This window comes from Roseobacter sp. FCG-D35 (assembly GCF_033436665.1).
In the GTDB taxonomy this organism is placed as follows: domain Bacteria; phylum Pseudomonadota; class Alphaproteobacteria; order Rhodobacterales; family Rhodobacteraceae; genus JAWQFO01.
In genome coordinates this window covers 19,095-30,849 of sequence record NZ_JAWQFO010000001.1, presented here as the reverse complement: position 1 = coordinate 30,849, position 11,755 = coordinate 19,095, and the positions used below count along the sequence as shown (strand labels likewise).

The following is an 11,755-nucleotide window of genomic DNA, read 5'->3' as shown; positions in this document are numbered from 1 at the left end:
GCGGTCAGAACAGCGAAAGCTGCGCGCTGTCGCGCGCTGGCGCGGCGAAGAGATCGCAGCGCATCGGCGGAAGCGATGTCTTCAGTCTCAGCCGCCGCACCGCCACCTCGAAGCGCCGCGCGACGATCTCGGCATAAGGCCCCTCGCCGCGCATCCGGTGACCCCAGCGCGCGTCGTAATCCTTGCCGCCGTGCATTTCGCGCAGGCACGCCATGATGCGCCCGGCACGGTCCGGGAAAACCCGGTCCAGCCAGTCGCGCACCAGCGGCGACACCTCGCGTGGCAGGCGGAGCATGATCCAGCTGGCGCTGCGCGCGCCTGCCTCGCGTCCGGCCTGCAGAATTGCCTCGAGCTCCGGATCGGTGAGCGCCGGGATCATCGGCGCGGCCATCACCCGCACCGGGATCCCCGCCCCGGCCATGCGCCGGATCGTCTGCAGGCGCCGCGCCGGCGCCGGGGCGCGCGGCTCCATCAGCCGCGACAGTTTCGGATCGAGGGTGGTCACCGACATCCCGACGCGCACCAACCCGCGCCGCGCCATGTCCGACAGGACGTCGATGTCGCGCTCGATCAGCGTGCCCTTGGTGACGATCGCCACCGGATGGCCCGTCTCGGCCAGAACCTCGAGGCAGGCCCGCGTGATCCGGTACTCGGCCTCGATCGGCTGGTAGGGATCGGTGTTGGTGCCCATCGCCAGCGGCGCAGGCCGGTATGCGCGCGCCCCGAGTTCGCGCCGCAGCACCTCCGCCGCGCCGGGCCGGGCCACCAGCCGTGTCTCGAAGTCGAGCCCGGGCGACAGGCCGAGATAGGCATGGCTCGGGCGCGCGAAGCAGTAGACGCACCCGTGTTCGCAACCACGATAGGCGTTGAGCGACCGGTCGAACGGCAGATCGGGCGAGCTGTTGTAGGTGATGACGCTGCGCGGGCGTTCCTCGCTGATCTGCGTGCGCAGCACCGGCAGCGCCTCGCCGTCGCCGTCCCAGCCGTCATCCACCGCCTCGCGGGTATGGGCTTCGAAGCGGCCAGCCGCGTTGGTCGCCGCGCCGCGCCCCTTCATCCGATGCCGTCTCCGCTCGATATCCATGCTGTTTGACTAGAACAATACAAGAACATTTGCAATCTCGATGCACCCTGCGCTGTACGGCGCGCCCGCGTGGCGCTAGGAACGAAACACGCGTCGCGCATCACGCCGCGCATGTCGCAATTCGGAAAGTCCGCCTGCGACGTTCTGTCAAAAGGGGCGCAATCGGGGATCCGCCCCGCCCCGGCGCTTGCAAAGGAAGGCCCATGTCGGACGAAGACGAAATCATCCTTTCGGAACTGGACGATGACGAACTCGTCCAGCAGATGTTCGACGACCTCTACGACGGGTTGAAGGAAGAGATCGAGGAAGGCGTCAACATCCTTCTCGAACGCGGATGGGAGCCCTACGACATTCTCACCAAGGCGCTTGTCGGCGGCATGACCATCGTCGGCGCGGACTTCCGCGACGGGATCCTCTTCGTGCCCGAAGTGCTTCTGGCCGCGAACGCGATGAAGGGCGGCATGGCGATCCTCAAGCCGTTGCTGGCCGAGACTGGCGCGCCGCGGGTCGGCAAGATGGTGATCGGAACCGTCAAGGGCGATATCCACGACATCGGCAAGAACCTGGTGTCGATGATGATGGAAGGTGCGGGTTTCGAGGTCGTCGACCTCGGCATCAACAACGCGGTCGAGAAATATCTCGAGGCGCTGGAACGCGAGAAACCCGAGATCCTCGGCATGTCCGCCCTGCTGACGACGACGATGCCCTACATGAAGGTGGTCATCGACACGATGGTCGAACAGGGCATCCGCGACGACTACATCGTCCTGGTGGGCGGCGCCCCGCTCAACGAGGAATTTGGCAAGGCCATCGGGGCCGACGCCTATTGCCGCGACGCCGCCGTGGCGGTCGAGACCGCGAAGGAATTCGTCGGCCGCATGCACAACCGGCGCACCGCCTGAACGACACCGGGCCGCGCAGACCGCGGCCCGACGGCGTCAGGGCCTGCGCAAAACCTGCATGACCGCGACCATCACGATGCCGTAAAGCACGTGACCGACCAGCGCGACCCAAGTGATGCCGGTGAAGTTCAAAAAGAACGGCAGGCCGGCGACTGCGGTGATCCCGCCGATCGCGAAAACCCAGAGACCGAACCCGTAGACGGCGGACGGCAGCAGCCAGCCTCCGCGTCCGACAAACGCCTCCCAGGCCGGCCGGAAGACGAACAGCCAACCGATGGGGTATCCGAAGAGGCCTACGAGGTAGAAATGCATGAAGTAGCCCGCGAAGTCGCCGTTCGGCAGTCCCAGCGCGCCGAGCAGGCTCTTGGCAAGGCCGTGCGGCGACAGGTTGGCCCAGCCGAGACCGGGGCTGACCACCTGGCCCCAGAAATCGAAGGCCATCGTGGCGAAGACGCCGGCGATGAACATCAGTCCTAGCGTGTCGCGGTTCAGGGGCGGAAAGCGGCCCTCCCGGGCGATTGCAGTTGACGTACTCATGTGTTCGTCTCCTCATGACCAGAGGCGCGGCGCCTCCGCATCCCGCATCTGGGACGGTCGGCGCCGCGGGACAATGAATGCTGCAAGCTTACACGCAAAGGTCAGGAATGTGACGGAAAGCCCCCTGCCCGATCCGCAGACCCTCACCGAGGCCGGCATGTCGCCGCGCCGCGAGGGGCGCATCCTGCTGATCGCCTGCGGCGCACTGGCGCGCGAGATCCTCGATCTGCGCGCGATCAACGGCTGGACCCATCTCGACCTGACATGCCTGCCGGCCAAGCTGCACCTCTACCCCGAACGGATCACCGGTGCGGTGCGCGAAGCCGTCGCGCGCCACCGCGACGCGTACGCGGCGATCTTCGTGGTCTACGCCGATTGCGGCACGGGCGGCGACCTCGCAAAGGCCTGCGACAAGATGGGGGTGGAGATGATCGCCGGCCCGCATTGCTACAGCTTCTTCGAAGGCAATGCCGCCTTCGCCGCCCGCGGCGACACCGACATGACCGCCTTCTACCTTACCGATTTCCTCGTCCGACAGTTCGACGCCTTCGTGATCCGCCCGATGGGTCTCGACCGGCACCCCGAACTCCGCGACATGTATTTCGGAAACTACACGAAACTCGTCTATCAGGCCCAGACCGACGATCCGGCCCTGACCGAAAAGGCGCGCGCCTGCGCCGACCGGCTCGGCCTCGCCTTCGAGCGCCGCTTCACAGGCTACGGCGACCTCGCCCCGGCCCTCGCCCGTCTCTGACCGCCCCCTCTCTGGTTCACAAATATCCCCGCCGGAGGCCCCGCGCCTTTTATGGAAAGACACAAGACGAAAAACCTGCCTTCCAGGGGAAGGCGCAAGACATCTCGTGGCGCCGCAGGCGCCCCCGCTCAGCCGGCAGCCACGCTGCGCAGGCGTTCGATCATCGCGCGCAACCCGTTCGAGCGCTGCGCCGAAAGATGGTCATTGAGCCCCAGCCGCGCCATTTCGGCGCGCGCGTCGACCGCCAGCGCGTCCTGCAGCGACAGGCCGTTATAAAGCTTGCGCAGCACCGCGATCAGCCCGTTGACGATCATCGCGTCGCTTTCGCCGTCGAACTCGAGAACGTCGCCCTCGGTGCGCACATGCAGCCAGACCTGGCTCGCACAGCCATCGACCTTGGTCGCGGGCACCTTCAGCGCCTGCGGCAGCGGGTCCATCGCCTTGCCCTGCTCGATCACGAAACGATAGCGGTCCTCCCAGTCCTCGAGGAACTCGAAATCCTCCACCAGCTCTTCGAACGCAGCACTTGCCATCCCGGACCCCTGTCGATGCGGCCCAGAGGTAGGTCCGCACGCGCCAAAGGTCCAGCCCCTTGACGCTTTTCAACACCGGGCCGATCGGTTAGGTCTCGACGGGAGCAGTTTCAACGGCAGGCGACATGCGCAGCACACTTTCCGTCCTTCTGGTTTCGGCCCTTCTCCTGCCGGCCTGCAACAGCAATCTCAACCCGGTCAACTGGTTCGGCAGCTCGACCCCGGCACCGGTAACGGAGCCGATCGAGGCGACGAACCCGCTGATCCCGACGCGCACCGGCCTTTTCGGATCGCGCCGGGCCGAGGTCGCGGTCTACCGCGGCACGCCGATCGACAGCATCACCGACCTCACCATCGAGCGGGTGCCCGGCGGGGCCATCGTGCGCGCTTCCGGGATCTCCGCCCGGCAGGGTGTCTACGACGTGCGCCTGACACCCGCCAACCCGGAGGTCGCGCCGGTCGACGGCGTTCTCACCTTCCGGCTCGAAGGATTGCGCAACCCTGAGGTCGCAAGTCAGGGCACACCGGCCTCGCGCGAAGTCACGGCGGCCCGCAAGATCACCGACAACACGCTGCGTGCGACGCACACGATCCGCGTCGAAGGGCTGCAGAACGCCCGCGTCTCCAGCCGCTAGGCGCCGAGATCGACGATCCGCACGTCGCTGCCGCTGGCAGCGAGCGCGATCTCGCCGTCGCACAGCCGCAGCGCGTCCGTGCCGAAAACTTCACGCCGCCAGCCCGACAGCGCCGGAACGTCGCGCTGACCCGCGGCGATCAGGTCGAGATCGGAGGCCGAGGCAATGAGCTTGGCCGCAACGCCCGAGCTTTCGGTCTTGGCCTTCAGCAGCACCCTCAGCAGATCCGCCAGCGCCGGGTTGACCTGCAGCTTGTCGCGCGACCGGTCGACCTGCGGCATCCGGTCCGGCGGACACGCCACCCCTGCCTTCACCGCTTCGATGATCCCCTCGGCGATGTCACCGCGCCGGGCCTCGCGCAGCAGCAGGCGGGCGCGCCCGAGCTCTTCGAGCGACTTGGGCTTCATCGAGGCAAGCTCGACCAGCGCGTCGTCCTTGAACACCCGGTTTCGCGGGATGTTGCGGGTCTGCGCGAAGCGCTCGCGAAAGGCGGCGAGTTCGCGCACAATGGCCAGGAACTTGGGCGAATTGGTGCGGGTCTTGACCCGGCGCCAGGCCTCGTCCGGTTCGGTCACATAGGTCTCGGGGCTGGTCAGGACCGCCAATTCCTCCTGCAGCCAGCGGCTGCGTCCCGACTCGGCGAGTTTCTGGGCGAGAAATTCGTAGATCACCCGCAGATGCGTCACATCGGCCAAGGCATAGCTTTTCTGTGCCTCCGACAGGGGCCGGCGCGACCAGTCGGTGAAGCGCGAGGTCTTGTCGAGCGATTGCTTGGCGATGCGCCGCACCAGCGTCTCATAGCCGGCCTGTTCGCCGAAGCCGCAGACCATGGCGGCGACCTGCGTGTCAAAAAGCGGTTCGGGAAAGACGCCGGCGTCGACATAGAAGATCTCGAGATCCTGCCTCGCGGCGTGAAAGACCTTGACCACAGAGGTGTCGCGGAACAGCTCGTAAAGCGGTTCGAGCGAAAGCGACTTCTCGAGCGGATCGACCAGAACCGCACCTTCGTCGCCCTCGCCCGGCATGGCCAACTGGATCAGGCAGAGCTTCGAGAAATAGGTGCGTTCACGCAAAAATTCCGTATCGACCGTGACGTAGTCATGTTGGGATGCGGCCTTGCAGAATTCCGCGAGGTCCTCGGTCTTGGTGATGGTTCTCATGCACTGCTTCTGTCTTGCTGGCGAGGTCCAGCAACAGCTACACGAGGCGCACCGGTTTGACCAGCGACGAGGCTCATGCCGCCAGCCGCACAGGCAGCCCTTCACCGGCCACGAAGCGGCGCAGGACCTCGGGATATAGCCGGTGCTCCATCGTCAGCACCCGCGCCGCGAGCGTCTCGGGCGTGTCGCCGGGCGCGATCGGCACCGTCGCCTGCCCGAGGATCGGGCCATCGTCGAGCTCCGGCGTCACCTCGTGGACCGTGCAGCCATGCAGGGCATCGCCCGCCGCCAGAGCACGGGCATGCGTGTCGAGCCCGCGGTACTTCGGCAGCAGCGATGGGTGGATGTTGAGCATCCGTCCCGCCCACGGCTCGACGAAACCCGCTGTCAGCTTGCGCATGAACCCCGCGAGACAGATCAGATCCGGCGCATGCGGGGCGATCGCCTCGGTCAGCGCCGCCTCGAAGGCCGCGCGATCCCCGGCAAACGGCTTGTGCGAGACCGCGACGGTCGGAATACCGGCCGCCGACGCAATCTCCAATCCGCCCGCCGTCTCGACGTTGGACAGAACCAGGCAGGGCCGCGCGGGATGTGCGCCGGTCATGCTTTCGACCAGCTTCTGCATGTTCGATCCGCCGCCGGAAATGAAGATCGCGACCCGGGTCGTCACGAAAGCCGACCGGTATAGCGGATCGTCGGCGTATCCGTCACGCTGCCGATCCGGGTCACGTCCTCGCCCAATCCGGCAAGGATTGCGCTCAGTTCGTCGGCCCGATCCGCGTCGACGGCAAGGATCATGCCGATCCCGCAATTGAAGGTCTTGAGCAGTTCGGCCTGATCCATGCCCCCGGTTTGCGCCATCCAGCGGAACACCGGCGGCAACAGCCAGGTGTCGAGATCGATCTCGGCCCCCATGCCCTCGGGCAGAACCCGCGGCAGGTTCTCGGTGAGACCGCCGCCGGTGATGTGGGCCAGCGCGTGCACGCCGCCCGCGCGGATCGCTGTCAGCGCAGGCTTCACATAAAGCCGCGTCGGCGTCAGAAGCACAGAACCCAGATCGCCTTCGGCCCAGGGGCAGGCATCGTCCCAGCCGTTGCCGGCAAACTCGACCAGCTTGCGGACCAGCGAATACCCGTTCGAATGCACCCCGTCCGAGGCGAGACCCAGCAGCACGTCGCCCGCGGTTACGCCCTCCGGCAGAGCGGTGCCGCGCTCCATAGCACCCACGGCGAACCCGGCGAGGTCGAAGTCGCCGGGCGGGTACATGCCCGGCATTTCCGCGGTCTCGCCGCCGATCAGCGCACAGCCCGCGCGTTCGCAGCCGGTGGCGATGCCTTCGATGATCCGCGCCGCCTGCTCGGTCTCGAGCTTGCCGGTGGCGAAATAATCGAGAAAGAACAGCGGTTCCGCGCCCTGACAAACCAGATCGTTCACGCACATCGCGACGAGGTCGATCCCGACACCGTCGACATGTCCGGTGTCGATGGCGATGCGCAGCTTGGTGCCGACTCCATCGGTCGCCGCGACCAGCACCGGGTCGTCATAGCCCGCCGCCTTCAGATCGAAGAGCGCGCCGAACCCGCCAAGACCCGAAGCGACCCCTGGACGCATCGTGCGCTTCGCGGCCGGCTTGATCCGCTCGACCAGCGCATTTCCGGCGTCGATGTCGACACCGGCTTCGGCATAGGTCATCCCGTTCTTTTTCGCTCTCATGCTGCCCGTCCCATGCCACGCCTCTGCGCCTGCGGGTTAGTGCATTCGACTGCGCCATGCAACGGCAAGACTTGACGCCGCCAGCGCCTGCGCATAGCAACCCGGGCTAGGCGGGCCTGTAGCTCAATTGGTTAGAGCAGAGCGCTCATAACGCTTTGGTTGCGGGTTCAAGTCCTGCCGGGCCTACCACGTCGCCATGGTCACGTCACATTGTCACTGTCCTGCGAATTTGGGCGACCCGGTATCCGCGCGCGGGCCGTTGATCGGGATAACCGCAATTCGCCCATAATTGCGACAGGTTTCGGGGGTTGTCTGGTTCCGTGGCGACATCGGGTTCAGCGGTCTTTCGGGTCCGCATTCGCGCCGCGCGAGGCCAGATCTGCCACAACGTCACCCTAGCCCGATCGGGGAAGGCTCGATTTCGCAACGAACAAGGAGGAGCTGTCATGCAACGGAACAAGCAGAAGCCGCAGCCGCCGGAGCCGGATATCGCGGGCTGGATGGAAGGTCTTGCGGCTTGGACCGAGCTCGCCAAGCGCAAGGTGCCGGACACCGACAAGTCCTGAGCCGGCCCATTTCAGACCGGCAGAACCAGCTGGCCGAACTTGAAATTTTTTCCGATCCCCCGGACCGCGCCGCGGTTCGGTTCTTCGCGTGCCGACGCGAGGCATTACGGCTGATCACGGACACTGTTCGACCGCGCTCTCATTATGCTTAAGATCGCGCGACCGCCGAATTGTGGCAGAAATGGGGCAAAAATGCACCGGCGCGACTGAATTGCAGAAGCCCCGCAGGACATTGCTGCAACCCGAGATAGTGGCGCTTATCGCGGCGGTTGTGCGAATTTGCAGAATTCGAAATAGAAACAATTTTATTCTGTTACATTCTGGCCGCATGCTACCTGGTCGTGCATTTTCATGCACCTGCGGTAGAAGCCACTTCATGCATATATAACAGTGCGTTACGCCCTATTTGCACCTGCAACCTATCCGAATGGATATGTGACCTGTCCAAATTCGCACAGACCAGCCCGAATGGACGTTCATCCTGTCTGATATTCCAAATTTTCAGCGCGCTTTTTGCGCGCTAAAACAATGGTGCCCGAATCAAATGCGCGGATTTGGCGCTAGGTTCTTGAAGCGATTTTTTCACGAGTGTGTCGAAGTTATGAAGTTTTCCTGTTTTTTCCTTTTCCGTTCCCAAGGGCCATCGACGGAGCGTGTTCTCCGCACGAACCCGTCACCCGGCTAAGTCCATGCGTCGCTTCTCTTTCCTCTGTGCGGTCCTTTCCGCGGCTCATCTGACCTGCCTTGTGGCCGGCACAGTTCACGCCGCGACGATGCCCCTCGACATGGCGCGCGTCGGGCCGGTGCACGGCTCCGACATTCTCTCCGACCTGGTCGCGCGCGACGGGCTCGGCTACGAATGCGTTCCAGAGGAACTGCTCGATGCCGCGTTCCAGCTGTCCGACAAGGGGCTCGCGATGCCGCAGACCTGCCTGCCCGATCCGTGCAAGGAAGCGCTGTCGCGGGATCGTTACGCATCGCTCCTGGGTCATGCTCCGACGGCGCGCGAATGGGACGACTACTATGCGCGCTACGGCGAGGTTTGCCGCGCCGAGGTGACCCCGTTCGGCGATGACGCCGGTGACACGGTTCTGGCTGGGCTGCCCAACGACACGGCCGGCTTCTGGGCGCCGCTGCTTCCAGTCGGCCGCAGCATAAGCACGCCTCTTGCTGGCCGGACTTCTGGCGGAGGAAGACTGGGCGGTGGTTTCCCGGGCGGCGGCTTCCTTGGCGGCGGCACTTCCTTCGACGGCGACGACGACGGAACCGAGGTGTCGCAAGTCATCACGGACGGCTCGTCCTTCGACGATCCCGGGCGCGGATCTTCGTCCGATCCCGAGCGCCTGCCGCAGCCCTATCCGGGGCCCGATGGTCCGGACAAGCTCGACGACCCCTTCTCCGACCCCCGGTCCCCGCCGCGCACGACCGAGAATACTCCCGCGCCGCCCGCCGTGCCGCTGCCGGCACCGGCCTGGGCCCTGTTGTCGGCCTTCGCGGCCCTCGCCGCGCTCCGGGCGCGCAAGCGCACCGGTTGAGAGGCTCGACGTCTCTCGGACCTCGGTACTTTTCAGCGGGCGATTACGACGTCGGCCCGTAGCCCGCCCAACTCTTCCGCAACGCCAAGGCGCAGAATGCCCCCATGCGCGCGCGCAATATCGGACGCGATCGCCAATCCGAGCCCGACGCTCCCACCCTTGTCGAGGTTGCGCGCCGGATCGAGCCGCGTGAACGGGCGCAGCGCCTCCGCCCTGCGATCTTCCGGAATGCCGGGCCCGTCGTCATCGACACGAATCCGCAGCGTCTTGGGTGTCAGCATGACCGACACGTCCGCGCGGCTGGCGTGGCGCGCGGCATTGCTGATCAGGTTATCGACGGCGCGCCGGATCGCCAGCGGCTTGAGCATCACCGTCCCCTGACCCTCACCCTCGACGGGGCGCATCGTGACCGACTGGCCCAGCCGCCGGGCATCCTCGACCGCGTCAGAGACCAGGGCCACCGGATCGACAGGCTCGGAGGCACCCTCCCCCTCGCCCTTGGCGAAGTCCAGAAACGCGTCGAGCATCTTCTGCATGTCGTCGACGTCCTGTTCCAGCGCCTCGCGATCCTCGTCGTCCAGTAGTGACAGGTTGAGCCGCATCCGGGTGAGCGGCGTGCGCAGGTCGTGGCTGACCCCGGACAGCATCAGCGTGCGCTGTTCGATCTGCCGCTCGATCCGCGCCCGCATATCGACAAAGGCGCTGCCCGCGGCGCGCACCTCGGTGGCACCCGCCGGAGAATAAGGCACATGCCGTCCGCGCCCGAACGCCTCCGCTGCGCGGGCCAGCCGGTTGATCGGGCGCAGCTGGTTGCGCAGGTAGAGCATTGCGATCACCGTCACCACCGCTCCGAAAAAGATCGAGTTGACGAAAAGCTGGTGCGCGTTCGACAGCGACACGCGACGGCGATCAAATGTCATGCGCACCGGTCCACTGCGCGTGTCGGCATAGACCGAGACCAGCCGGCGCTGGGACACGTCCGCCGAGAGGTATCCGGCCACCCCGCCTTCGAGTTCCGACACGATCACCCGCCCCGCGAAATCGTACCAGGGCGGCACTTCGGGCGCGGGCACGTCGCCGGGCTCCACCGGCACGGTCGTAATGTCGAGCGCGCCGGCCTTCTGCTGCACCGCCGCCGGGATCATCGCACGGCTCTGCGCGGTGTCCGCAGCGTCCAGAACCAGCCGGATCTCGCGCGACACGGCGGTCGTCATCTGGCGGCTGGCATCCTCGAAGTGCCGCGTGATGAACAGCACCGACACGACAAGCTGCAGGAAAACCACTGGCAACAGCAGGATCAGCGCGGCGCGCCCGTAAAGGCTGCGCGGCATATAGTGTTTGAGCCAGTCGAAGGACATGGGCTAAATCTACCGGGCCGCCAGTGCGTTAGAAAGGCCCGAAAGATGCAGCCGCCCGAGGATTTCGACCCGCCCATCGGCATCGCGGAGACGCTCGAGCCGGGTCTTCGGCGGATCGTGGCTCCCAACCCCTCGCCGATGACATGGCGCGGCACCAATACTTATCTCGTGGGCACGCGCGGCCTCGCGGTCGTCGACCCGGGACCGGCCGACGCGGCGCATCTCGACGCGATCCTCGCGGCCTGCACTCAGGGCCAGGAAATCACCCATATCGTCGTCACCCACAGCCACCTCGATCATTCGCCACTCGCGCGCCCGCTGGCGGATCGCTCCGGCGCATCAGTCATCGCCTTCGGAGGACCGCAGGCCGGGCGGTCCGAGGTGATGCAGAGCCTCGCGGCATCGGGCCTCGCCGGGGGCGGCGAGGGTATCGACAGCGCGTTCGCGCCAGACATCGAGGTTGCGGACGGCGATCATATCACCGGTGACGGCTGGCGTCTCGAGGTGCTGCACACGCCGGGACACATCGGAAATCACATCTGCCTGGCGCTGGACGCGCTCTGCCTGACCGGCGATCATGTCATGGGCTGGGCCAGTTCGCTGGTCTCGCCGCCCGACGGGGATCTCACCGACTTCATGACAAGCTGCGAGCGCCTGCGCGCCCGCGACTGGCGCAGGTTCTTTCCCGGCCACGGCGCGCCGATCGCCGACCCCATGAGCCGGCTCGACTGGCTGATCGGGCACCGGCGCGCGCGCGAGGCCGCCATCCTGCAGGCGTTGAAAGACGGACCGGCCACGGCAAGCGCTCTGGCCGCGCGCATCTACACCGACACACCGGCCCCGCTTCTCCCCGCGGCCACGCGCAATGTCCTCGCACATCTCGTTGATCTAAAAGGTAAATCTCTGGCGGCTCCAGACGGCCCGATGCATGCTGAAAGCCCATTTCGCCTGTCGTGACCGCGCCGCGCGATTTTCCAG

The 11,755-nt window shown here is 66.0% G+C and carries 12 protein-coding genes and 1 tRNA gene; 6 read left to right on the top strand and 7 right to left on the bottom strand.

What is annotated here, in order from left to right; translation table 11 throughout:
- Positions 1 to 4: 4 nt before the first annotated feature.
- Positions 5 to 1,084, bottom strand: a complete 1,080-nt coding sequence (locus tag R5H30_RS00140) for a PA0069 family radical SAM protein (protein WP_318325955.1) — start codon at positions 1,082 to 1,084, stop codon at positions 5 to 7.
- Between the two features lie 203 nt (positions 1,085 to 1,287).
- Here R5H30_RS00140 and R5H30_RS00135 point away from each other — a divergent pair, with 203 nt between their 5' ends.
- Complete coding sequence (locus tag R5H30_RS00135; protein WP_318325954.1) at positions 1,288 to 1,986, top strand: cobalamin B12-binding domain-containing protein; 699 nt, start codon at positions 1,288 to 1,290, stop codon at positions 1,984 to 1,986.
- Between the two features lie 36 nt (positions 1,987 to 2,022).
- Here R5H30_RS00135 and R5H30_RS00130 read toward each other — a convergent pair whose 3' ends face one another.
- Positions 2,023 to 2,523, bottom strand: a complete 501-nt coding sequence (locus R5H30_RS00130) for a hypothetical protein (RefSeq protein WP_318325953.1) — start codon at positions 2,521 to 2,523, stop codon at positions 2,023 to 2,025.
- A gap of 157 nt (positions 2,524 to 2,680) precedes the next feature.
- Between R5H30_RS00130 and R5H30_RS00125 the strand changes: the two genes are divergently transcribed.
- Positions 2,681 to 3,277: a DUF1638 domain-containing protein gene (locus R5H30_RS00125; protein ID WP_318326756.1), complete on the top strand. Its 597-nt coding sequence runs from the start codon at positions 2,681 to 2,683 to the stop codon at positions 3,275 to 3,277.
- Positions 3,278 to 3,405: 128 nt separating this feature from the next.
- On the opposite strand, the gene R5H30_RS00120 is transcribed toward R5H30_RS00125, so the two are convergent.
- On the bottom strand, positions 3,406 to 3,810 hold the full coding sequence (locus R5H30_RS00120; RefSeq protein WP_318325952.1) for a SufE family protein: 405 nt from the start codon (positions 3,808 to 3,810) through the stop codon (positions 3,406 to 3,408).
- Between the two features lie 125 nt (positions 3,811 to 3,935).
- On the opposite strand from R5H30_RS00120, the gene R5H30_RS00115 reads away from it, so the two are divergent.
- A complete protein-coding gene (locus R5H30_RS00115) occupies positions 3,936 to 4,445 on the top strand; it encodes a hypothetical protein (protein ID WP_318325951.1) in 510 nt (169 codons plus the stop codon).
- On the opposite strand, the gene rnd is transcribed toward R5H30_RS00115, so the two are convergent.
- From rnd to purM, 3 genes are all read right to left on the bottom strand, one after another.
- On the bottom strand, positions 4,442 to 5,605 hold the full coding sequence (gene rnd, locus R5H30_RS00110) for a ribonuclease D (RefSeq protein WP_318325950.1): 1,164 nt from the start codon (positions 5,603 to 5,605) through the stop codon (positions 4,442 to 4,444). The genes R5H30_RS00115 and rnd overlap by 4 nt on opposite strands.
- Before the next feature lie 73 nt (positions 5,606 to 5,678).
- Positions 5,679 to 6,275 carry a phosphoribosylglycinamide formyltransferase gene (gene purN / locus R5H30_RS00105; protein ID WP_318325949.1) on the bottom strand — a complete coding sequence of 199 codons (597 nt, stop codon included), beginning with the start codon at positions 6,273 to 6,275 and terminating at the stop codon, positions 5,679 to 5,681.
- Entirely contained in the window at positions 6,272 to 7,318 is a 1,047-nt protein-coding gene (purM, locus tag R5H30_RS00100; RefSeq protein WP_318325948.1) for a phosphoribosylformylglycinamidine cyclo-ligase, read from the bottom strand. Before purM ends, purN begins: the two co-directional genes overlap by 4 nt.
- Before the next feature lie 112 nt (positions 7,319 to 7,430).
- On the opposite strand from purM, the gene R5H30_RS00095 reads away from it, so the two are divergent.
- Together R5H30_RS00095 and R5H30_RS00090 are read left to right on the top strand one after the other, a co-directional pair.
- Positions 7,431 to 7,507, top strand: a tRNA-Ile gene (locus R5H30_RS00095).
- A gap of 1,123 nt (positions 7,508 to 8,630) precedes the next feature.
- On the top strand, positions 8,631 to 9,419 hold the full coding sequence (locus R5H30_RS00090; RefSeq protein WP_318325947.1) for a hypothetical protein: 789 nt from the start codon (positions 8,631 to 8,633) through the stop codon (positions 9,417 to 9,419).
- Between the two features lie 32 nt (positions 9,420 to 9,451).
- On the opposite strand, the gene R5H30_RS00085 is transcribed toward R5H30_RS00090, so the two are convergent.
- Complete coding sequence (locus tag R5H30_RS00085) at positions 9,452 to 10,777, bottom strand: ATP-binding protein (protein ID WP_318325946.1); 1,326 nt, start codon at positions 10,775 to 10,777, stop codon at positions 9,452 to 9,454.
- Between the two features lie 45 nt (positions 10,778 to 10,822).
- Between R5H30_RS00085 and R5H30_RS00080 the strand changes: the two genes are divergently transcribed.
- Entirely contained in the window at positions 10,823 to 11,734 is a 912-nt protein-coding gene (locus R5H30_RS00080) for an MBL fold metallo-hydrolase (protein ID WP_318325945.1), read from the top strand.
- Positions 11,735 to 11,755 lie beyond the last annotated feature (21 nt).